This window comes from Robiginitalea aurantiaca (assembly GCF_030380815.1).
GTDB lineage: Bacteria > Bacteroidota > Bacteroidia > Flavobacteriales > Flavobacteriaceae > Robiginitalea > Robiginitalea aurantiaca.
The window spans coordinates 270,659-293,994 of the sequence record NZ_JAUDUY010000004.1 but is presented as its reverse complement, the minus strand read 5'-3'; the positions used below and the strand labels follow the sequence as shown (position 1 = coordinate 293,994).

The following is a 23,336-nucleotide window of genomic DNA, read 5'->3' as shown; positions in this document are numbered from 1 at the left end:
GCTTTAAAATTTCCGATATTTGTTTTCTTACCAAACTTTTGAAACCATGGGGATGAATAAAAACACCATACTGGCATGGGCCACAATTATTATGATTATAGTTGGGCTTGGGCTGATTGCGCTCGGAGCATTCCGATATGACGATGTGGCCGGATGGGGCTTTGCCTCGGTTGGCATCGGATTCTTTGCCGTAGCCTGGGTTTTCAACGCTTTAAAGGGCCGTCTGTAATCCCCGGGCTTTTTCTTTAAAAAGAGACTTTATATGGCTGATGATAAAAAGGTTATTTTCTCCATGTCCGGAGTAACCAAAACCTATAAAAATTCAAATACCCCGGTCCTTAAGAATATCTATCTGAGCTTTTTTTACGGGGCCAAGATCGGGATCCTCGGGCTGAACGGCTCCGGAAAATCCACCCTGTTGCGCATTATTGCGGGTACAGACCCAAATTACCAGGGAGACGTTGTCTTTTCCCCGGGATATAAGGTGGGAATGCTGGAGCAGGAGCCGAAACTGGACCCGGATAAAACCGTAATAGAGGTCGTAAAAGAGGGGGTTGCTGAGATTGTGTCGATTCTCGATCAGTACAATGCGATCAATGATCAATTCGGGCTGCCTGAGGTTTATGAGAATCCGGATAAGATGCAGCAGCTGATGGACAAGCAGGCGCAACTTCAGGATCAGATCGATGCCTCCGGAGCCTGGGAGCTGGATTCTAAGCTTGAACTGGCTATGGATGCCCTACGTACTCCTGAACCGGATAAAAAGATTTCCGTCCTTTCAGGGGGAGAGCGTCGAAGGGTTGCCTTGTGCCGGCTGCTCCTGCAGGAACCGGATGTGCTGTTGCTCGATGAGCCCACCAACCATCTCGATGCGGAATCCGTACAATGGCTGGAACACCATCTGGCCCAGTATAAGGGTACGGTTATTGCGGTAACCCACGACCGCTATTTCCTCGATAATGTTGCCGGTTGGATCCTGGAACTCGACAGAGGGGAAGGGATACCCTGGAAAGGAAATTATTCGAGCTGGTTGGAGCAAAAAGCAAAGCGCCTGGCACAGGAGCAAAAACAGGCGAGCAAGCGACAGAAGACCCTGGAGCGCGAATTGGAATGGATAAGGCAAAGCCCCAAAGGCAGGCACGCCAAACAAAAAGCGCGACTAAACAACTACGACAAATTACTGAGCCAGGACCAGAAAAAACTCGATGAAAAACTGGAGATCTATATTCCCAATGGCCCGCGCCTGGGCACCAATGTTATAGAAGCCAAGGGCGTTAGTAAAGCCTATGGAGATAAACTGCTCTACGAGGATCTCAATTTTAAGCTGCCCCAGGCGGGAATCGTTGGGATAATTGGCCCAAACGGAGCTGGGAAAACGACCATCTTCAGAATGATTATGGAAGAGGAAACCCCGGATAAGGGATCTTTTACCATAGGGGATACGGCAAAAATCGCCTATGTGGACCAGAGCCACTCAAACATCGATCCGGATAAATCGATTTGGGAAAATTTTAGCGACGGGCAGGAGCTCATCGCAATGGGCGGTAATCAGATCAATTCCCGAGCCTATCTGAGTCGGTTTAATTTTTCAGGAAGCGAACAGAATAAGAAAGTGAGCATGCTCTCAGGGGGAGAGCGCAACCGCCTCCATCTGGCGATGACACTTAAGGAAGAGGGGAATGTTTTGCTTTTGGATGAACCTACGAACGATCTGGACGTCAACACGCTTCGTGCCCTGGAAGAGGGATTGGACAGTTTTGCGGGTTGTGCTGTAATCATCTCCCACGACCGCTGGTTTCTGGATCGGGTATGTACGCATATCCTGGCTTTTGAGGGGGATTCCCAGGTTTACTTCTTTGAGGGATCCTTCTCGGATTATGAAGAAAATCGCAAAAAACGTTTGGGAGGGGATGCCGTACCCAAACGCCTTAAGTACAAAAAACTCATTCGCGAATAAAAAAAGCCCGGGATTTCCCGGGCTTTTTTTTATCTGAATGTCTCCTATTGTTTTAGAGGCTTTTCAAGGGTTTGATCGATCTGGCTTTCAATCTTTTCTTTGTCGCCTACTACGATAAGGGTCATTTGCTCTGGCCGAATATATTTACGGGTCATTTCCATGACTTTTTCAGGAGTCACGCCGTGCATGTTCTTTACCTTATCCTTCAGGAAGGATTCTTCTAAATCATGTGTGTCGAGGAAAATTAGTTGCCCAATAATACCATTGGGGGATGAATTCTGCAGCACAAAAATTCCGGATTCATAATTGATGATCCCATCCAGTTCTTTCTGTGACGGGGGCTCGTTCTGTAGGGTTTCAATCTCCTTTTTGATCTCCTGGAGCGATGCGCCCGTATGCTCTGTGGTCACATCGGCCGCCTCATACCAAATACCCGTCTTGTAATTCGAGGTCAGGGAGGAATAAGGGGAATAGGTATACCCTTTATCCTCGCGGATATTACTGGTAATCCGGGAGGCAAAAGACCCTCCGAGGATGGAGTTGGTCACATCCAGAGCCAGATAATCGGGGTTGGACGGATCGGGTACAGGAAGTCCGTAATAGATCGTAGACTGGGGTGCCCCCGGCCTGTCGATGATTTTAATCGCGGCCGAAGTAGCCGGTGTAGCAATAGGATACTCCGCTTCCTTACCTTCACGCCAGTCACCCATAGATTCTTCCACGGCTGCCTGGACTGCCGATGCATCAAAGTTTCCGGCCACGTAGATTGTCGTCCGCCGGGCACCGAGGTTTTCATTGTAGAAGTCCGCGATGTCTTCTACCGTATAGGAATCGATCATTTCCTCAGTCGGAAACACCCTTCCATAGGGGTGATCCGGGTAAAGGGCGGCATAAAACTCTTTAAAAGCCTGGTTTCCAGGACGGGAGAGTTGAACGGCAAGATTCCGCTTCATATCGCTTTTTAAACGATCCATTTCCTCCTCTGGCCATTTAGGGTTTCGCAGGACATCTGCCATTACCCGAATGGCTTCCGGGGCGAATTCGTAAAGTACCGAAGTAGACAAAGACCCGGTATGTGTCCCAATACCGATATTCAGATTCCCACCCATAGCGGCCATTTGGTCTGCAATCTGACGGGATGTACGGGTAGTACTGCCTTCTTCCAAAAGGTCTGCCATTAAATCGGCCAACCATACCTGATCCTCCAGCTCATTGATGTTCCCTGTCTTGAGGTTAAAGCGGATACTCGCTTTGGGAATGGAACCATAGGGAATCATGACCAGCGTAAGGCCATTGTCATAGGAAATAACCTGTTTTTCGGGAAGGGTAAAGTCCTTTGGCGTTCCTCCCTCCGGGGGCGTTTCTTTCTCCTGTGCCCTGAGGATTCCCAAAGGCAGCAGAAGTGCAAGGGCGATGATATATCGTAATGCAGTCATTTTATTGAGTTTTTTCGTTAGCAGCTAATAGTGGATTGACTTCGAGGACCGTGCGGTTACTGGCTCTCAGAAAAGTATCAATGGTCCTTTGAACCGTTTCTACATCAATTTTTTTGAATTCCGCTTCCAGGGTATTAATCCGGGCAGGGTTGTCATCGAACAGTGCAAAACTGCACAGCAAATCGGCCCTTCCAAGGCCAAAAGTACCTCCTATATCGTCGTAGAGTTGTGACCGTATTTTAACAACGGCCTGATCCAGCATTTTCTGGTCAATTTGCCCTTTCAGCCCAGTCATTACCTCATCGATAGCATTTAGGATTGCCTCCTTGCTTTCTGCATCGTCAAAAGTAAAATCGTACATCCAGAGCATGGGGCCTTTGTAATTGAACATGCTTCCAAGATAATTGATGCCCCCGGCAACATCCGAGGTAAAGCCCTTTTCATTTTCCAGTTTCTGAACCAGAAGACTGTTATCACCCTGAATCAGAATTTGGTCCAGCAGCCCCATAGCATAGTATTCCGGGGTATTGCGCTCTGGCATGTGGTAGGCCAGGGCCAACGCAGGTTTATTCGCCAGGGAATCATTCTTAACAAAATATTTTTCCTCCTCTTGTCGCGGTTCTGAGATGTCCGGGGTCGGGGGTAAGGTTGCGGCCGGAATACTTCCGAAATAGGTTTCGATCCAGGCTTTGGTCTGCTCAACATCAATATCGCCAACAACCGAGATTGCGGCGTTATTAGGGGCGTAAAAAGTGTCAAAAAAACTGGCGACATCCTCAAGACTTGCCGCATCAAGGTCTTCCAGATCCCCATAGAAATTGTGGGCATTGTACCAGTTCTCATTGGCGTATTGAGGCATGTCCAACCAGGGAAACCCTCCGTAGGGCTGGTTGAGGACGTTAACCTTCACCTCATTTTTAACTACGCCCTGTTGGTTTGTCAGGTTCTCCTGTGTGATACTAAGCCCCTTCATCCGGTCGGCCTCTGCCCATAACATGGTTTCCAGTTTATGGGAAGGGATTATTTCGAAATAATTCGTAAAGTCGAATCGGGTGGACCCATTAAGAATCCCACCGTTTTCCTGAACCAGTTTTATGAACTCCATTTTTCCCAGGTTGTCAGAGCCCTGGAACATCATATGTTCAAAAAGGTGTGCAAATCCAGTGCGATCGCGGGGTTCGTTCCGAAACCCGATATTGTAATACACCGCCACAATAGCCGTAGGGGAGGTGGTGTCTTCCGAGAGGATTACCTTTAACCCATTGTCCAGGGTGTAATAGGTAACGGGGACTTCAAATTTTGAAGCGGTTTCTTCTTTGCTTTTTTCCTCTGCACAGCTGCCCAGCAGCAGCAAGAGTCCAAAAAGTGCGGAGAATCGCATAATTGCAAATCGTGTCATCATAAATCTAGGTTTATTGCGTAGTTGTAGTTTTAAATGCAGTATAAGTCGCCTGAATCGGTAGCATGTTACACATTTCCACGGATTTCTTTAATATGGAGCCGAGGGATACCAATCTAATTGCACGACCCGGATATCCGAATTTGATTCACCGAGGATAGCCGCAAAGCGCGCCACATCGCTAACATCCGGATTACCCCTGTAATGATAGGGGTATACTTCTTTGGGAGCGAAGGCCATTACGGCATCAGCCGCTCGCTCTACAGTCATGGTGTAGGGAAGGTTCATGCATACGAAGGCTTTATCGATATCCTTCAGGTCACGCATTTCAGGGATGTCCTCGGTATCTCCTGAAAAATAAATCCGCATCCCGTCTTTTTCCAGGACATACCCATTTCCCCTCCCGGGAACATGGAACTTCTGGGCTTCCGGCCTCAGGTTGTACATCGGAATAGCCGTCACCTCTATATCGAAGCGTTCCTTTGTTTCGCCGTTGTCGAGTACATCAATTTGAGCAGCAAAAGCTTCAGGAATTAATTCCGCCACCGCTTTTGGTACAATGAGCTTTGCTTTTTCTGTGTCCAGGGCCTCGAGGGTTTCAAGGCTGTAGTGATCTCCATGAATATCGGTAATCAGAATCAGGTCGGGGGAGGGGTGCGATTGAAAAGCATCGGGGTCGCCAACCGGATCAATATAAATAATGGTTCCTCCCCAATCCAGAACGGCCGTTGCATGTGAAACGGGATATACCTTAACCTCATCGGTTTTTGCCACAGTTTCTGCCTCCTGGCTTTGGGTTGCAGGGGTGGGCTTCTCTTTAGACTGAAAGGCGCAGGACACCAAAAAAAAGGAGGTTAGCAGGGCTGAAAGATTTTTTAACGGGAAAGGATTCATGATCTGAGTTTCTGGTTGCCTTAAAGGTACAAAGGTGTACCTCCCCAACAGGGACAGGGTAATAAATATTTTCAATGCTGAAATCTAAATCGCCAATTCCTCCGTATATAATCTGTAAACAACTTAAAATTTAAGTTTTAGAAATTAATTTTTACACTTATGGCAGAGACAAAAAACAACAACGGACTTAAAGTATTGGCCGGTATTTTGGGAGTAATCCTCTTGGGTACTATAATTTATGCGGTCAATCTCTATCAGGACTCAAAAAAGAATGAGTCGATTCTCTTGAAAGAAAAAGAGTTGGTTGTAGAGGACCTGACAAGCCTGAAGTCGGAATACGACAAGGCGATTATGGAGAGCAACCAGACCAATGAGGAATTGGTGGCTGCCCGCGATAATATTGCTAAATACATCGATTCAGTTAGCAGTATGAAAGCGGACCTGGCTTCTCTTTCCCGATACCGTCAGCAAGTTAGTGTGCTTAAGCGTGAGCGCGAGGAACTGCTCAAGCAGGTAGATTCTCTCAAGCAGTCAAATACCATGATTGCGATGCAGCGGGACAGCACATTTGTTGAACTTGAGAAACAAAACATGTTCAACGACTCACTGGTTGTTCAGAACACTCAATTGGCAGATGCCGTAGAACGTGGTTCTGCACTTAATCTTACGGGATTTGTAGTAGACGCAGTTCGCGAGCGTAACAACGGGACGTTGCGTTCAACTAAGAGCGCCAGGAGAACGGATCGTTTGAAAGTGTGTTTCACGGTTGCAGACAACGTTATCGCTGAAGCCGGAGATCGGGAATTCTATATTGAAGTTTTGGATCCCAACGGAAACGTGATGGGTGGGACAAACGCCAAAACTCTGGAAGAAGGTCCTTCGATCACCTATACCAAGAACACGAATTTTTACTACGAAAACGCTGCCCTGGATGTATGTGACTACATCAGTAACTACGCCGGGGAGTTTCAGAAAGGAAACTATATGGTCAATGTCTATGACGACGGCCTGAAGCTTCTTGGAACTTCGAAGTTTGAGTTGAATTAAGAGCGACTTATAAGAATGTAAAAAGGGATCCATTTCGGATCCCTTTTTTTTTTTGGAGTGTTACGATTTTAAATTGCCTACCATATCCTCCGGTCGCACCCATGAATCGTATTGCTCGGCCGTTACATAACCGAGGCGGATGGCCTCTTCCTTGAGTGTGGTGCCATTTGCATGGGCAGATACCGCAATTTCCGCAGCCTTGTAGTATCCTATTTTGGTGTTCAGGGCGGTTACAAGCATCAGGGAATTGTTCAGAAGCTTTTTGATCGTATCCCTGTTGGGTTCGATGCCTGAAGCACAATGGGCGTCAAAACTCCTGCATGCATCCCCGAGTAAAGTGGCAGACTCAAGTGCATTGGCCGCCATAAGGGGTTTAAATACGTTGAGTTCGTAGTGGCCCTGTGTACCCCCGACGGTTATGGCGACGTCATTGCCCATTACCTGGGCGCACACCATGGTTAATGCCTCACATTGGGTGGGGTTCACTTTTCCGGGCATAATTGAACTGCCAGGCTCATTGGCCGGAATCAGGATTTCACCTATACCTGAACGCGGCCCTGAGGCCATCATTCGAATGTCGTTTGCAATTTTGTTCAGGGAAACCGCTAATTGTTTTAAAGCACCATGGGTTTCCACGATTGCATCGTGGGCCGCGAGTGCTTCAAATTTATTGGGCGCAGATGTAAAAGGGAGCCCTGTAAATTCAGCGATATACTTAGCCACGAGCTGGTCATACCCTTCGGGGGTATTGAGCCCGGTTCCGACAGCTGTTCCGCCCAGGGCGAGTTCTCCGAGATGGTCCAGTGTATTGCGCAGGGCTTTCAGACCGTGGTCCAGCTGGGCGACATAACCCGAAAATTCCTGGCCAAGGGTCAGGGGAGTGGCGTCCATTAGGTGGGTCCGGCCTATTTTTACCACATCCATGAAGGTTTCGGATTTCTTCTGAAGCGTATCTCGCAGGGCGGTAACACCGGGGATGGTCACTTCCATGATCTTCTTATACACCGCGATATGCATCCCGGTTGGGAAAGTATCATTGGAAGATTGGGATTTGTTTACATCGTCATTGGGCTGGAGCGTTTTATCGCCTTCGCCTATGGTTTTACCGGCCAGTTCTTGGGCTCTGTTTGCAATTACCTCGTTGACATTCATATTGCTCTGAGTCCCCGAGCCGGTTTGCCAAATGACCAGCGGAAACTGATCATCATGGACCCCTTGGAGGATCTCGTCACATACGGCGCTGATCTGGTCCCGCTTCACCTCGGGGAGTACCCCCAGGTCGCAGTTGGCGTAGGCAGCTGCCTTTTTTAGATAGGCAAATCCGTAAATAATGTCTTTGGGCATGGAAGCAGAAGGGCCGATTTTGAAATTATTCCGGGACCGCTCCGTCTGGGCGCCCCAGTACTTGTCGGCCGGTACTTTTACCTCGCCCATTGTGTCTTTTTCGATTCGGAATTCCATATGAAAGTGATTTTAAACAAAGGTACGGATTCCGGACCCTGACTGCCAAGCGGAGGTGTATGCTGACAGTTTTTTTTTAAGAAGTTGGAAGAATTAACCAAAACCCGCTATCTTTGTACCTCAAAAGCGGTTCGCATGTTTGAATTTGATCAATATCTCGGATTTTTAGCCTTTCTAACCATTCTTACCATCGGTTTCTGGTTAATGATGTTCCTGCTCTTATTTGTCGTCCCATATTGGTTGGGAGGTAACCTCATCGAACTCTGGAAAGAGCGCAGAGAGGCAAAAAAAGCAGAACGAGAAGCATAAAAAAAAGCGGGATATCCCGCTTTTTTTATTTGAAACCCCCGGTGTCTAGCTCCCGAAGTCCCCTTCGTCCTCGAAATTCTCACCACCCCCGCGTCCGTTGCGTTTCTTAGGCTGGTTGAAGCGGTACACAAAAGAAAGCCTGAAAGACCGCACCCTCCATTGAAATTCGCTGTCTGAGGTAAAGAATTCCGTCTCCGTAAAGGACCTTCGCTTACGGGAATTAAACAAGTCCTGTACATTTAGTAATATCGTTCCATTCCCGTCCATGATATCCTTACTTAAGGCCATATTCATGGAAAAGATCCCTTTAAATTCAGTCTGCGCATTGTTGGAAGGCCCCCGGTAGAACATGTTGGTCTGCCAGTCCACCTTGCCCGGCAAAGTTACTTTGGAACTGAATCGGCCGAACCAGCTGTTATTCTCAGCACCATAGTCCACATCGTTGAATTCTCCCTCGGTTACAAACCGGAAAAAATTAAAACTGCTATTGATGCGCAGCCATCGGGTGGGGTTGTATAAGATTCCCGCTTCGGCCCCATAGCGCTGGTTGGTCGATAGGTTGATCGGTATGGTCCTGATAATCTCAATCCCGTCGGGGGTTGTTATGCCTGTGGCTTCCTGAACACGCTGAAAGGATCCGGTCTCCCTTTGGTAATAGACAGAAGAGGTCAGGGTGAGTTCATTCCATCGCTTCAGGTACCCCAGGTCGAAGGCATCGGAAAAGGCAGGATCCAGATCGGGATTTCCCTGGAAGACGTTGGTCCGGCTGCTTCGGGAAGGAAAGGGATTGATAAACCAGCCTCTCGGCCGGTTGATACGCCTGTTGTATCCAAGGGTAATATTTTGGTTTTCCTGCAGCTCGTAGATCAGATTTATCGTCGGGAATAAGCCGAGATACTCCTTGTCAAAATTAAAGTCCACATCATCACCCAGGATTTCTTCCAGGTCTTCCAGGTCAAATTCGGATTCCACATTCCCTTTGAGCTGGGTATATTCCAGGCGGAGCCCTGCGAGAAAGGAAAACTTTCCGAATTTATCCCCATACTGGGTGTAGACTGCATGGACGTTTTCGTTATAGGTGAAAATGTTGGTCAGGGCTTCATTTATCACGAATTCTCCCGTGGCCTGGTCCAGGGAATCCAGGCGGTAGTCCGTAATTTGTTCCTCCATATTGGAGCGGAATCCTGCTTCGAACTGGGCATCTTCCATAGGACGGACGTAATCTGCCTGTATGAGCCACTCCGTCTGGTCATCGGCCTGCATCACATTTTCCAGGGCGAGCAAGTCGTCGGATGGAAAAGTGATCAGTTCCTCGATGACGGCCTCCTGGTTTTCCTTGTCGATTGAATACTGCACATCGGCCGTTAGCACATGCCCTTGGTCGTCAAACTTGTTGAGGTAATTAAAGGAAACCTGATAACTGTTGTCATCCTCGGTTTCGTTTTGCTGTCGTAAGGTCAGGCTCTGAATATTGTCTTCTACATAGCGCTCCGATTCGTTTAAGGTGACATCCTCATCCTTTGAATACCTCCAGAAAAAACTTCCGGTTATGCTCGACCGCTCATTGATGAAATACTCCATCCCGATGTTGGTGTTAAAACTCCGGTCTTTGCGATCGATTTCCCGATCTTCAGTAATCCGGTCGAAGGAGCCACTGGAGTAGGTATTGTCAAAAAATCCATTCCCCGGTGAGTACCTGTATCGGATGCCCGTTGTATTGAAAATATTGAATTTGTCCGAACGCAAATTGATATTGGAGGTAATTCCACTGGTCGTGGGATACCCGATAAACGAGTTTACCGACCCGTTGAATCCGAGTGTTTTTTCGCGCTTTAAAATGATGTTCAGGATTCCCGCGGTTCCCTCCGCATCGTATCGGGCCGATGGACTGGTGATGACTTCAACCTTTTCAATGGCGTCGGCAGGGAGCTGCTGAAGGGCGTCTGTAGACCCAAAACCGGCAATGGCGGAGGGTCGGCCATTGATCAGGATTTGCACGTTGTCGTTACCCCTAAGGCTGATGTTTCCCTCTACATCGACCGCCACTGAAGGTACATTGTTCAGGGCATCTGTAACGGTTCCCCCGCTTGTGGTAATATCCTTGCCGATATTGTATATTTTTTTATCCAGCCGTACCTCAACAGTGGTCTTCTCACCGACGACTTCAACCGCTTCGAGCTGGGTAGCGCTCACGGAAATCCGGATATTCCCCAGGTCCTGGGACTGCCTTAGTTCTTTAGATTCAATGGAATAGGACTCATATGAAATATATTCGACCCGAATGTTGTAAACCCCGGCCGGAGTTTCCACCGAGAATTTTCCATCGAGATCCGTCATTCCCCCGGTGATTTTGGATGGATCGTTTGCATTCTGTACCACTACAGTGGCAAATTCAAGTGGAGTTCCCGTGTCTTTGTCCATTACGGTACCCGTTAGGGTAATGTTTCTGCCCTGGGAAGCAGTTGGACGCTGGGCGTGTAATCCGAGGCAAAAAAGCGCCAGTAACGGCACGAGAATTTTGGTCATGAAGGGATCAGGTTTTCTTCTTTTTCTTTTTCCGATCCTTTTTAACCTTTTTAGCATTAAATCCATTTTCCATCAGCGTCATGAACTCCTCAAACTTCTCAGGGGGCAGCCCCTGTTTCAGTTCCTCCTTCTGAGCATCGGCAATCCGCTCGTAGGCTTCTCTTGCCTTGTCTTTAGGCAATTCGAGGATCCTGAGCTCAATGCGCTGCTGGACGTACTTTGTGAGGATAGAGTTCACTACGGCCTGTTCAAAAGCGTTGAGTTCAAGGGCTTCGGTAATCTTCGGCATTTGCTCTTCTACGAGTTCTTCAGCCGTTTTTGGATCTTCTTTCTGTGCTTCCGGTCCCGGGCCCCTTGGTAGGGCGGAGCGCTGGGAGTCGAAGGTCCCATAACGTCCCATTTGTGCCTGGGTACTGCAAATCCAGAAAGTGGATAGGGTTAATAAAAGAATCAGTTTTTTCATTTGTCACTGCTTTAGACCGGATAATATGCGCTGGGTTTAATCCGGCGTCGTTAAATGTTTGTTAAATGAATTCACAAGCCATCGGCTTGATCAGCGATCTGAATTCAGAGGAGATCCCTGACGTTTTCCGGTGGTCGTCCAAGTATGGCCCGCGGACCTTTTACAACTATAGGCCGTTCTATTAATTTAGGGTATTGCGCCATTGCGGAAAGAATTTCAGATTCCGTTAGATCCTTCCCTTTGAATTGTGTTTTCCAGATCGTTTCTCCCTTGCGCACCAGCTGGTTTGCTTCCAATTCCAATTTTTGAAGCAAGGCTTTGAGTTCCCCGGGGGTTGGAGGGGTCTTTAAATATTCAATTACTTCAAAGGGCTGTCCGCTCGATTCAACCATGGCCAGGGTTTCCCTCGATTTACGGCATCTGGGGTTGTGGTAAATTTGAATCATTTTTTTTTGCTTAAAAGTGGGCTTAGGCAGGGTCTTTCTGTCCCATCATCATCAGGTAGGCCTTCAAAAAGGCGTCGATATCCCCATCCATTACCGCATCCACATTTCCGGTTTCTGCTGCGGTTCGTACATCTTTCACTAATTTATAGGGGTGCATGACGTAATTCCGGATTTGAGAACCCCATTCAATTTTCATCTTGGTGGCCTCTATGGCATCCCTTGCCTCCTGTTTCTTCCTCAATTCAATTTCATACAATTGGGATTTCAGCATCTTCAGGGCGGTTGCCCGGTTATCGTGCTGGGACCTGGAATCCGAACAGGAAATCTGGATGCCCGTGGGTTTGTGAACCAATTGGACTTTGGTTTCCACCTTATTCACATTCTGACCTCCCGCGCCACTGGAACGGGCTGTGGTGATTTCAATATCCGCCGGGTTGATATCGATTTCGATAGAGTCGTCCGCAAGCGGATATACATAAACCGAGGCAAAAGATGTATGTCTCTTGGCATTGCTGTCGAAGGGTGAAATACGCACCAGGCGGTGGACTCCATTTTCCCCTTTAAGCCATCCAAAGGCAAAGTCCCCTTCGATTTCCAGGGTTACCGTTTTGATCCCGGCGACATCTCCTTCCTGATAATTGAGCTCCTTTACTTTAAAGCCCTGTTTTTCAGCCCACATGATATACATTCGCATAAGCATGGAAGCCCAGTCGCAACTCTCGGTGCCACCAGCCCCAGCTGTAATTTGAAGTACGGCCGTAAGATCGTCACCTTCTTCCGAGAGCATGTTCCGGAATTCAAGGTTTTCTATACTCCTGGATGCCTTTTCAATCTGGTTATCTACTTCGGCTTCAGTGATTTCACCCTGGTCAAAGAATTCGAGCAGTACCTCGGAGTCTCCAATGAGCCTTTCTGCCTCCTCAAAGTCCTTTACCCAGTTCTTTTGCCCCTGTAGGCGTTTCATGACTACCTGGGCGCGCTTGGGGTCATCCCAGAAATTGGGTTCCAGAGTCTTTTCCTCTTCATTTTGAATTTCGATGCGTTTGGCATCTATGTCAAAGATACCTCCTTAACGCACCAAGGCGTTCAATAAGTGACTTAAGCTTTTCGTGCATCCGTTTCTATTTTAGATGGGTAAAAATACGCCCTTTCAAACGATTAAAGGCAAAGGGTCCCCGTATTTGTTGTAATGAAAAGAGCAGTGCCAGGCAGGATGTAAAATTCGCAATTTGTGCTCAAAAGTGACCGAAATGCCTGCTGTATGAGGGTTTTGTTATTAAGCTTTATGTGGTAAAGACCCCGATTCCATCCAAAATCAAAGCGTAGTTTAGAATCCCAAGCCTCCTCACGGATCAAGGCGTGGATCTGAACCGGTTGTTACAAAAGACAGAAAAAAAGGGGGACTCCTTTGGTCGATTATGCCGGGGGATGTATTTTAGGGTCCGCAACAAAATTATTCTCTTAACCCCTTCCCATATGCAACTTAGAACGATACTTTTCCTTCTGCTTTTAACTCCTGTTGTTTCATTTTCTCAGATCTCAGAAAAACTCAAGGGATATGAAAAGTACGAAGGCTTCTATAACTACTATTACGATGAGTCCGAAGACAAAATCTACCTCGAAGTAAATTCCATTGACACTGAGTTTCTCTATGTGTATTCCCTCAGCAGTGGCATGGGCAGTAATGATATTGGGCTGGACCGGGGCCAGCTGGGGAATGAACAGGTGGTTTACTTTAAGAAAGCCGGTAACAAATTACTTCTGGTGCAACCGAATCTGGACTATCGGGCGTTAACCGAAAATACCCTGGAGAAAAAGTCGGTGGAACAGGCATTCGCCAAATCGGTCATCTATGGGTTTCCGATAGTGGAAACCATAGGGTCCTCCCATTTTATCGACCTGACAGGGTTTCTTATGCAGGATTCCCATGGGGTAAGTGCTCGCCTGAAAAGGGCAGGGGAGGGAAGTTACTCGGTGGATACCTCCAGAAGTGCAATTAACCTGGAGCGGACAAAGGCCTTTCCCGAGAACGTGGAGTTTGATGCCCTCCTCACTTTTAAAGGGGAACCTAAAGGAAGGCTTGTGAGGTCCGTAACCCCGAATCCGAATCTGATCACGGTAAACCAACACCACTCCTTCATCAAATTACCGGATGATGGCTATCAAATGAGGGAATTTGATCCGGGATGCGGGAGTTATCCTTTCTCGTATTTCGATTATGCAACCCCTGTAGAGTCCCCGATCCAGAAGCGATATATAACCCGCCACCGCCTGAAAAAAAAGGATGCATCAGCAGCCGTGAGCGAGGCGGTCGAGCCCATCGTCTATTATCTGGACAACGGGACGCCGGAACCCGTGCGTTCTGCACTCCTCGAAGGGGGTCGATGGTGGAATCAGGCTTTTGAAGCGATAGGCTATAAGGATGCATTTCAATTAAAGATGCTTCCCGATGATGCCGATCCGCTTGATGTCCGGTACAACGTCATCCAATGGGTACACCGGTCGACCCGCGGATGGAGCTATGGCAGCAGTATTACCGATCCGCGAACAGGTGAAATCATAAAGGGCCACGTGAGTCTGGGCAGCCTCAGAATTCGGCAGGACTTTATGATTGCCCAGGCTCTGGCTGATAAACCCTTTGAGACTTCCGATACGAATCATCAGCAGCTACTCGACCTGGCCCTGGCCAGGATTCGGCAGCTCTCTGCCCATGAAATTGGCCATACCCTGGGCTTTGCCCATAATTTTGCTGCCAGCAGTACCGGAAAGACCTCAGTTATGGATTATCCCCATCCGGATTTTAGGTTGACCGGTGGAAAAATCGATTTCTCACAAGCCTATGAAACCGGGATTGGGGATTGGGATAAAGTAACCGTAGCTTACTCATACTCGGACTTTCCGGAGGGAACGGACGTCGGAAACGCCTTAAATGAACTCCTGAATTCTGCGCGGGCAGCGGGGTTGAATTATATTTCGGACAGGGATGCCCGGGCCCAGGGAGGTGCCCATGCCAGTGCGCATCTCTGGGATAATGGAAAAAGTGCTTCAGAGGAACTTGACCGGGTGCTGGAGGTGCGAAAAGCTGCCATTGATCAGTTTTCCCCCTCAAACATCCGTTCGGACGAACCCTATTCTGTACTGGAGGATGTCTTTGTCCCGCTTTATTTCTTCCATCGTTATCAAACCGAAGCAGCCGTTAAAATGGTCGGTGGCATGGATTACAGCTATGCCATTCGTGAAGACGGAACCCAACCCTGGGAATTTTTGCCCAGGAAAGATCAGGAAAAAGCCCTTTCAAGTGTCCTTGTAACACTCGATGCGGAACAACTTGCCATTCCACCCCGAATTCTCAATTGGTTTCCCCCCAGGGCGATTGGGTACTCCCAGACGCGGGAATCCTTCAAGGGGCGGACAGGCGTGAGTTTTGATGCCCTGGGCGCAGCAGAAACAGCTGCTGATATGACCCTTGGGTTACTTCTGAATCCGGAGCGGGCCTCCCGACTTGTGAATCAGAAGGGGTTGGAACCGGGCCAGCTGGGACTGGAAGAGGTCCTGACCTCCCTTGTTGCGGAAACGATTGATAATCCAAAGAAAGATTCCTATTTATCCAGTGTTCAACAGGTCATTAATTTCAGGGTTTTAAAACATATCATGGTACTGGCGAGTCACGCTGAGGTACATCCCCAGGTCAATGCTGCCGCATTGGAGGCGATAAATGCACAGAAAAAATCCTTGCTGAAAACCGGAGGGGATAATGCACTGGCCCGGGAAATGCTCAGACGTATTTCCGAATTCGAAGCCCACCCCGAGAAATTTAAGCCAGGGACCGCACCTAAGATTCCGGATGGGTCGCCGATCGGAATGGCCTGTTCACAAGAATAATACTCGATTATGGAAGTAAATTTGATCAGTGATACCGTCACCCGTCCGTCCTCCGGAATGCTCAAAGCGATGATGCATGCATCAGTGGGAGATGATGTTTTTAAGGAAGATCCCACGGTAAACGAACTGGAAGCTGAGGTAGCCCGTCTCTTTGGTAAAGAATCTGCCCTTTTTTTTCCCAGCGGGACGATGGCGAACCAGACCGGCATTAAAATCCATACGGATCCGGGGGACCAGCTTATTTGTGATAAGTATGCCCATGTGTACAACTATGAGGGCGGGGGAGTAAGTTTTAATAGTGGGGTGTCCTGTCGCCTAATCGATGGAAATCGGGGAATGATGACGGCCGGTCAGGTGGAAAAAGCGATCAATCCACCCGATTTCTACCACAGTCCAAGAACCACACTGGTGTGTATTGAGAATACAACAAACAAAGGAGGCGGGGCTTGTTGGGATTTTAAGGAACTCCAGCAGATAAAATCGGTATGTGAGAAACATCAACTGAAATTTCATCTCGACGGGGCTCGGATCTGGAATGCCCTGGCGTCCAAACCCGAACGCCCCGAAGCCTATGGAGCTCTTTTTGATACGATCAGCGTCTGCCTGAGTAAAGGTTTGGGTTGCCCGGTCGGTTCCCTGTTGATTGGTTCCGAAGAAGCGATGGAAAAAGCACTGCGGATTCGCAAGGTTCTGGGAGGGGGAATGCGGCAGGCGGGATATCTGGCAGCTGCCGGCCTGTATGCCCTTGAAAACAATCGGGAGCGCCTGAAGGAGGACCATCGCAGGGCCCGGGAAATCGGTCAGGCCCTTGCAAGCCGGACATTCGTAAAACACGTTGCCCCGGTTGAGACCAATATTGTGATATTCGAACTGGAGCCGGAGCTGGCCTCAGATACGGAAATGGTGACCGCCCTGAACGAAAAGGGTATTCGCCTGATTGGAATGGGAGAAGGCAAGCTCAGGTTAGTAACCCATTCGGATTATACCGAGCAGATGCATGAATATGTACTTGCCACAATAGGGGAGCTTGAGCCTGTTAAAGGCTGATCCCGGAAATCGTGGAATACCAAAGTTGGGTTTCGGGAAACGAACCCCTACATCAAGGCATCCAGCCCAGGGATGTTGGGCATACCTTCTTTGGCGACAGCTGCAAGTTCGGCATCGTGAATTTCCCCGGCCTTTTCAAGGGCCCGATTTAGGGTAATCACCAGGTAGTCGGTGAGTTGTTCCTTGTCCTGCAAAAGAGAATCCTCAATATGAATTTCCCGGATTTCGCGACTTGCAGAAATTACAATTCTGAGCGTGTCATCAGGAGTGGATTCCTGTAACGTTACCGTTTCAAGTCTTTTTTTGGTTAGTTTTACTTTTTCCTGGGTCTCTTTGAGTTTACCCATCATTCCCATTAAATCACCAAACATTATACGCTCTTATAAGGTTACACATTAATTATACAAAGTTAGAATCATTTTGATGAATTCCACCTACAGACTACTCATTCTGGCAGTATGTGCTATTTTAGCGGTTTCCTGTCAAAATTCACACACTGCGATGCCTGAAATCACACCTCCTATAGCCCCGGTAATTCCACATTCGATGGAGCAGCACGGGGACATTCGGATTGATGACTACTACTGGTTGCGGGAGCGGGAAAGCGATTCAGTGCTGGACTATTTAAAGGCTGAAAACGACTATTACCAGGCAATGACCTCGGCCACCGATGCTTTTCAGGAATCGCTTTTTCAGGAGATGAAATCCCGGATAAAGGAAGATGATTCCTCCGTGCCTTATAAACGCAATGGATATTGGTATGTTACCCGCTTTGAAACAGGAAAGGAATATCCGGTCTACACACGGCACAAAGAAATCCTGAGTGCACCCGAAGAAATTCTGTTCGATGCAAATCAAATGGCCGAGGGGTATGAGTTTTTTGACCTAAGGGGAATTTCGATAAGCCCGGATAACCGGATGTCCGCTTTTGGTGTGGATACCCTATCGAGAAGACAGTATAACATACGCATCAAAAACCTTGAAACCGGTGAAGTTTTGGAAGACTTACTGGAGAATACAACGGGAAGTGCGGTCTGGGCGGCGGACAACAAAACCCTCTTTTATACCCGGAAAGATCCTGAAACACTGCGCTCGGATCGCATATATAAACACGTTTTAGGAACTGAAGCCACCGCAGATGAACTCGTTTTCGAGGAAAAAGATGAGACCTTTAACACCTATGTTTATAAATCCAAGTCCAGAAAATACATCATTATTGGTTCCGTCAGTACGCTGACTTCGGAATACCGGATACTGCATGCTGACAATCCACAGGGCAGTTTTGCGATATTCTCACCGCGTGAAAGGGGCATGGAATATTCCATTTATCACTACGCAGACCATTTTTATATCGTCACAAATAAAGACGGTGCCCGGAATTTCAAAGTCATGAAAGCACGGGAGGATCAGACCCGGTCCGAAAATTGGGAGGACTGGATCCCTCATCGGGAGGAAGTATTGATAGAGGATATCGAAATTTTCAAGGACTATTACGTCATTTCAGAGCGGGACAGGGGACTCACTAAAATTCAGGTGAACCGATGGGATGAGAAGGAGAGCTACTATCTCCCTTTTGACAATGAAACCTATGTGGCCTATCCCTACGTAAATCTCGACTTTGATACCGAAGAACTGAGATTCGTTTACAACGCCATGACGGCTCCTTACAGTATCATCGACTTTAATATGAAAACAAGGGAATCCGTAGTTCGAAAAGAACAAGAGGTTCTCGATCCTGCCTTTAAGAAAGAAAACTACAGATCCCGGCGCATTTGGGCACCTTCCAGGGATGGCGTGGAGATTCCTATTTCCCTGGTGTATCACAAGGATACCCCGTTAGACGGTACAAGTCCCTTGCTGCAGTATGCCTATGGTTCTTACGGGAGTACCATTGATCCTTTTTTTTCAACGCCACGACTGAGTTTGCTGGACCGGGGATTCATCTATGCAATAGCCCATGTTAGGGGAGGGGAATACCTCGGACGCCCCTGGTATGAATCCGGGAAACTCCTCAATAAAAAGAACAGTTTCACCGATTTCATCGATTGCTCGAACTATTTGATTTCCGAAAGGTACACAAGCCCGGAGCACCTCTATGCAATGGGCGGATCTGCCGGAGGTCTGCTCATGGGGGTTGTGGTCAATTTGCAGCCCGAGCTCTATAAAGGGGTCATAGCTGCGGTACCTTTTGTAGATGTAGTCACCACAATGCTGGATGCATCGATTCCACTGACCACCGGAGAATACGATGAATGGGGGAATCCCGAGGAAAAAGTGTATTACGATTATATGAAGTCGTACTCCCCCTATGACAACGTCGAAGCCCGGGCCTATCCAAATATGCTGGTGACGGCGGGATTACACGATTCTCAGGTACAGTATTGGGAGCCTGCAAAGTGGGTTGCCAAACTCAGGAGGCTGAAGACGGATCAAAACCAACTTTTCCTTCATACGAATATGGAAGCGGGGCATGGGGGGGCTTCCGGCCGGTTTAATGCCCTGAAGGAAACAGCCCGGGAGTATACCTTTATCCTCGACCTTGAGGGAAAACTCCCATAAAATAAAAAAATATTACTTTTGTAGCCGAAACAGGACCTTTTTTCCGGTCCACAGCCTAACCTGAAATTGCATGGATCCAAAAATACAGGCCCACGCGAATCTCCTAGATCTTATTGGTAATACTCCTTTGGTGCACCTCGGCAATATCGCTGCGGACTACCCCGGGGAATATTATGCCAAACTCGAATCCTTTAATCCGGGACATTCAGCCAAGGATCGGATTGCTGCTTATATTATTGAAGCGGCGGAGAAAAAGGGTATTCTCAAACCCGGGAGTACGATTATCGAAACCACTTCTGGTAATACAGGATTCAGCCTTGCGATGGTAAGCATCATCAAAGGATATAACTGTATCCTTGCCGTGAGTTCAAAATCTTCAAAGGACAAGATCGATATGCTCCGTACCATGGGGGCACGCGTATATGTATGCCCGGCCCACGTGAGCGCGGACGATCCCAGGTCTTATTACGAAGTTGCCAAGAGGCTTCACAGAGAAACCCCTGATTCGGTATATATCAATCAGTATTTCAACGCCCTGAATTCTGAGGCACATTACGCGACCACCGGTCCCGAGATCTGGAAACAGACAGGTGGACAGATTACCCATCTGGTGGCCTGCAGCGGAACAGGCGGTACGATCTCTGGTACAGCGAGATTTTTAAAGGAGCAAAACCCTGACATCCAGGTACTCGGGGTGGATGCCTATGGCTCTGTTCTTAAGAAGTATCACGAGACAGGGGAATTGGACAGGGACGAGATTTATCCCTATCGCATTGAAGGTTTGGGCAAAAACTTGATCCCAGAAGCTACCGATTTTAACCTTATCGACAAGTTTATTAAGGTTACAGATGAGGCAAGTGCCCGCATGGCACGGGAGATCTGCAAGACTGAGGGAATTTTTGCAGGCTATACAAGTGGAGCAGTCATGCAGGCTGTGAAACAATATAAGGAAGCAGGAACTTTCAACCCGGACAGCAGGGTGGTTGTGATCTTTCCCGACCACGGATCGCGCTATATGAGTAAAATCTACAGCGATCAATGGATGCAGGACCAGGGATTCGACGAGGCCCTGGAAGGGGAGGAAAAAGTGGAACAGGTAGAATTTATAAAGTAATACCTCCTTTTCAAAGTTAAGTAAACCCCTGACCGCAAGGATCCCTTTGCGGTGCTATGATTCCTATATAAATTTAACTACTTTTGCCTCCTGAAGGCACGTGCTTTTGCGCACGAAAAATCCAAAAGAGCACAAATTCTTACTGCGAATTCATGAGAGATTTATTTGATAGAATTATTGAAAACAAAGGGCCACTGGGTAAATGGGCAGCTCAGGCTGAAGGCTATTTTGTGTTTCCGAAGCTGGAAGGACCCATTTCGAATCGGATGAAATTCCAGGGCAGAGATGTGATTACCTGGAGTATCAACGACTATTTGGGAATGGCGAATTTGCCGGAAATTAAAGAAGTAGATGGGGCAGCAGCACTTGAATACGGAGCGGCATATCCTATGGGCGCCCGTATGATGAGCGGTCATACTTCATTTCACGAACAGCTGGAAAAAGAACTGGCTGAATTTGTGGGGAAGCAGTCTTCATACCTTCTTAATTTCGGGTACCAGGGGATTATGTCGGCAATTGATGCCCTTGTTTCAAAGGATGACATCATTGTCTATGATGTAGACTCGCATGCCTGTATTATCGATGGAGTCCGGCTTCATTTAGGTAAGCGCTTCACCTTTAAGCATAACGATATTGAATCCCTCGAAAAAAACCTCGAAAGGGCTACCCGCATGGCAGAACAGACCGGGGGTGGGATCCTGGTGATTTCAGAGGGTGTATTCGGAATGCGCGGAGAGCAGGGGAAACTTAAAGAGATCGTAGCCCTGAAGGAAAAATACAGTTTTAGGTTGCTCGTGGATGACGCCCACGGTTTTGGAACCCTCGGAAAAACCGGAGCCGGAGCTGGAGAAGAACAGGGCATACAGGAGGATATTGATGTGTATTTTGCCACTTTTGCAAAATCCATGGCGGGAATTGGAGCATTCCTGGCAGCGGACACTGAGATTATCGATTATCTGAAATACAATATGCGTTCTCAGATGTTCGCTAAATCCCTTCCCATGATCTATGTAAAAGGGGCACTCAAGCGTCTGGACATGTTAAAAACCAGACCCGAGCTCAAAAACAAGTTATGGGAAAATGTCAATATGCTGCAGAACGGCCTGAAAGACCGCGGTTTCGATATCGGAACCACCACCAGCTGTGTCACCCCTGTGTACCTGAACGGTAGCATCCCGGAAGCTATGGCTCTTGTCAAAGATCTGCGGGAGAATCACGGTATTTTCTGCTCAATAGTGGTTTACCCGGTAATTCCAAAAGGCCTTATATTGCTTAGGATGATTCCAACGGCAACCCATACGGCCGAGGACATCGAAGAAACACTGATCGCTTTTTCCACAATACGTGAGCGCCTGCAAAACGGAACGTATAAACGTCTGTCTGCTGCTGTGGCTGCCGCAATGGGGGAATAGGGAATCCTGTTATACAACTATGAAAACCCCGGAAATACTTCCGGGGTTTTTTTGTCTTCACAAGGTTTTGGAAATTTCCGTTGCCAACCTGTGCCGGATTGGATTAGAAGACTGAAGGGGGACGACCCACTTGTGCGGCTTCCTTTTAAAATCAGGAGACCCCATCGGAATAAACTTAAGAGGATATACGGGATCCTTCGGTGCCTAGTTTATGGATTTGCGGAATGTGCAGCGTCGTTTGTAAATCTCCGGTTTGAAGTGTTTCCAGATTTGATGCACGTCGATATTATCCGCGAGTTCAGGGGTGCGGTATCCCATTTCGATTCCGCGTCTGTCAAATTCCTTGTAGTATTCATTGAAAATAATGGAGGTAACCCCTTTCTTTTGGTATTCCGGAAGAATGCCAATCAGGTAGAAAAATACCTCTTTGCTTTGTTTTCGGGCCTTTAACAGGTGATAAAAACCTGTGGGAAACAAAGAGCCGCGGGCTTTCTGAAGCGCTCTTGAAAACGAAGGCATGACTATGGAAAACGAAATAAGGCGATCGTCCTGATCAACGACAAATTTGATGTATCTCGGATCGATGAGCGTAAGATATTTCTTTTTGAAGTACTCCTTCTGCTCCTCGGATACAGGTACAAAGGAGGCCAGACGGGAATACGCGGTGTTGAAGACCTCAAACATTTCATCTGCCCAGGGCAGGATTTCGGAAGTTTTTTTAAAATTGAGGGGCCTTAGGTTATACCGCTTCCGAATCACTTTCTGGACCCGGACGAAATTTACGGGATCTACATTTGACATTGGAAATTTACTCTCGATGTATTCCTTTTCTACAGTCATGCCAAAGTCCTGTAAATGCGTCTTGTAATAGGGGTGATTATACCAGGTAATCATGCTGCCGATGTGTTCAAAACCCTCAGTGAGGACCCCGACCTTGTCCAGATTTGAGAATCCCATGGGGCCTTCCATATACTCCAGGTTGTGCGACTTGCCGATTTCTTCAACTTTGCTCAGCAATGCCTTTGATACCTCGGGGTCGTCCTCAAAATCCATCCAGCCAAATCGCATCTTGGAAAACCCCAGTTGCTCTATTTCGACCCAATTGACGATAGCCGCTATCCGCCCCACGATACGTTTTCCCTTCCATGCCAGGAAGAATCGCGCCTCGGCTTGTTTAAAAACAGGATTAATTGAAGGATTGAAACTGTCCAGTTCATCTTTTATAATCGGGGGGACCCAATAAGGGGAATCCTTATAGAGCGCAAAAGGAAAGGTGACAAATGCCTTGAATTCTTTTTTCGAATGGACTTCTTTGATCCTGAGCATTGCCTTTAGTTTCAAAGGCAAAATTAGGCATAAATGTCAAGGGGGAGAAGGGAAGGTT

19 protein-coding genes are annotated in these 23,336 nt (G+C 47.8%); 9 read left to right on the top strand and 10 right to left on the bottom strand.

Features of this window, described 5'->3' with window-relative positions; genetic code table 11:
* Positions 1–46: 46 nt before the first annotated feature.
* The gene (locus QU605_RS10390; RefSeq protein WP_289725347.1) at positions 47–229 is read left to right on the top strand and encodes a CAL67264 family membrane protein; all 183 of its coding nucleotides are present in this window, start codon (positions 47–49) and stop codon (positions 227–229) included.
* 33 nt (positions 230–262) lie between these two features.
* Positions 263–1,957: an energy-dependent translational throttle protein EttA gene (ettA, locus tag QU605_RS10385; protein WP_289725242.1), complete on the top strand. Its 1,695-nt coding sequence runs from the start codon at positions 263–265 to the stop codon at positions 1,955–1,957.
* 44 nt (positions 1,958–2,001) lie between these two features.
* On the opposite strand, the gene QU605_RS10380 is transcribed toward ettA, so the two are convergent.
* The 3 genes from QU605_RS10380 to QU605_RS10370 form a co-directional block, all read right to left on the bottom strand.
* The gene (locus QU605_RS10380) at positions 2,002–3,393 is read right to left on the bottom strand and encodes a M16 family metallopeptidase (RefSeq protein WP_289725241.1); all 1,392 of its coding nucleotides are present in this window, start codon (positions 3,391–3,393) and stop codon (positions 2,002–2,004) included.
* Position 3,394: 1 nt separating this feature from the next.
* The gene (locus QU605_RS10375) at positions 3,395–4,795 is read right to left on the bottom strand and encodes a M16 family metallopeptidase (protein WP_289725240.1); all 1,401 of its coding nucleotides are present in this window, start codon (positions 4,793–4,795) and stop codon (positions 3,395–3,397) included.
* A gap of 87 nt (positions 4,796–4,882) precedes the next feature.
* Positions 4,883–5,686, bottom strand: a complete 804-nt coding sequence (locus tag QU605_RS10370; RefSeq protein ID WP_289725239.1) for an MBL fold metallo-hydrolase — start codon at positions 5,684–5,686, stop codon at positions 4,883–4,885.
* A gap of 159 nt (positions 5,687–5,845) precedes the next feature.
* On the opposite strand from QU605_RS10370, the gene QU605_RS10365 reads away from it, so the two are divergent.
* Positions 5,846–6,733, top strand: a complete 888-nt coding sequence (locus tag QU605_RS10365; protein ID WP_289725238.1) for a DUF8428 domain-containing protein — start codon at positions 5,846–5,848, stop codon at positions 6,731–6,733.
* 60 nt (positions 6,734–6,793) lie between these two features.
* Here QU605_RS10365 and fumC read toward each other — a convergent pair whose 3' ends face one another.
* Entirely contained in the window at positions 6,794–8,194 is a 1,401-nt protein-coding gene (gene fumC / locus QU605_RS10360; protein ID WP_289725237.1) for a class II fumarate hydratase, read from the bottom strand.
* A gap of 135 nt (positions 8,195–8,329) precedes the next feature.
* Between fumC and QU605_RS10355 the strand changes: the two genes are divergently transcribed.
* On the top strand, positions 8,330–8,503 hold the full coding sequence (locus QU605_RS10355; RefSeq protein WP_289725236.1) for a hypothetical protein: 174 nt from the start codon (positions 8,330–8,332) through the stop codon (positions 8,501–8,503).
* Positions 8,504–8,548: 45 nt separating this feature from the next.
* Here the strand turns inward: QU605_RS10355 and QU605_RS10350 are convergent, their stop codons facing one another.
* From QU605_RS10350 to prfB, 4 genes are all read right to left on the bottom strand, one after another.
* Complete coding sequence (locus QU605_RS10350) at positions 8,549–11,029, bottom strand: TonB-dependent receptor (protein WP_289725235.1); 2,481 nt, start codon at positions 11,027–11,029, stop codon at positions 8,549–8,551.
* 7 nt (positions 11,030–11,036) lie between these two features.
* Positions 11,037–11,492, bottom strand: coding sequence for a hypothetical protein (locus QU605_RS10345; protein ID WP_289725234.1), 456 nt, complete (start codon positions 11,490–11,492; stop codon positions 11,037–11,039).
* A 104-nt stretch (positions 11,493–11,596) separates the two neighbouring features.
* Positions 11,597–11,938 (bottom strand): arsenate reductase (glutaredoxin), encoded by a 342-nt coding sequence (gene arsC, locus QU605_RS10340; protein ID WP_289725233.1) that lies wholly within the window; start codon positions 11,936–11,938, stop codon positions 11,597–11,599.
* 22 nt (positions 11,939–11,960) lie between these two features.
* A protein-coding gene (gene prfB / locus QU605_RS10335; protein WP_289725232.1) for a peptide chain release factor 2 occupies positions 11,961–13,053 on the bottom strand; the annotation gives its coding sequence in 2 pieces (ribosomal slippage) (positions 11,961–12,995 and positions 12,997–13,053; 1,092 coding nt in all).
* Between the two features lie 361 nt (positions 13,054–13,414).
* Between prfB and QU605_RS10330 the strand changes: the two genes are divergently transcribed.
* The gene (locus QU605_RS10330; protein ID WP_289725231.1) at positions 13,415–15,820 is read left to right on the top strand and encodes a zinc-dependent metalloprotease; all 2,406 of its coding nucleotides are present in this window, start codon (positions 13,415–13,417) and stop codon (positions 15,818–15,820) included.
* A 9-nt stretch (positions 15,821–15,829) separates the two neighbouring features.
* Entirely contained in the window at positions 15,830–16,867 is a 1,038-nt protein-coding gene (locus QU605_RS10325) for a threonine aldolase family protein (protein ID WP_289725230.1), read from the top strand.
* A gap of 47 nt (positions 16,868–16,914) precedes the next feature.
* Here QU605_RS10325 and QU605_RS10320 read toward each other — a convergent pair whose 3' ends face one another.
* Positions 16,915–17,238 carry a YbaB/EbfC family nucleoid-associated protein gene (locus QU605_RS10320; RefSeq protein ID WP_289725229.1) on the bottom strand — a complete coding sequence of 108 codons (324 nt, stop codon included), beginning with the start codon at positions 17,236–17,238 and terminating at the stop codon, positions 16,915–16,917.
* Between the two features lie 52 nt (positions 17,239–17,290).
* Between QU605_RS10320 and QU605_RS10315 the strand changes: the two genes are divergently transcribed.
* The 3 genes from QU605_RS10315 (at position 17,291) to capB (ending at position 21,952) form a co-directional block, all read left to right on the top strand.
* Positions 17,291–19,426 (top strand): S9 family peptidase, encoded by a 2,136-nt coding sequence (locus QU605_RS10315; protein ID WP_289725228.1) that lies wholly within the window; start codon positions 17,291–17,293, stop codon positions 19,424–19,426.
* A 70-nt stretch (positions 19,427–19,496) separates the two neighbouring features.
* Positions 19,497–20,540: a cysteate synthase gene (capA, locus tag QU605_RS10310; RefSeq protein WP_289725227.1), complete on the top strand. Its 1,044-nt coding sequence runs from the start codon at positions 19,497–19,499 to the stop codon at positions 20,538–20,540.
* Positions 20,541–20,692: 152 nt separating this feature from the next.
* The gene (capB, locus tag QU605_RS10305) at positions 20,693–21,952 is read left to right on the top strand and encodes a cysteate-C-fatty acyltransferase (RefSeq protein WP_289725226.1); all 1,260 of its coding nucleotides are present in this window, start codon (positions 20,693–20,695) and stop codon (positions 21,950–21,952) included.
* A 204-nt stretch (positions 21,953–22,156) separates the two neighbouring features.
* Here capB and QU605_RS10300 read toward each other — a convergent pair whose 3' ends face one another.
* Positions 22,157–23,278 (bottom strand): GTP cyclohydrolase, encoded by a 1,122-nt coding sequence (locus QU605_RS10300; RefSeq protein ID WP_289725225.1) that lies wholly within the window; start codon positions 23,276–23,278, stop codon positions 22,157–22,159.
* Positions 23,279–23,336: the final 58 nt, after the last annotated feature.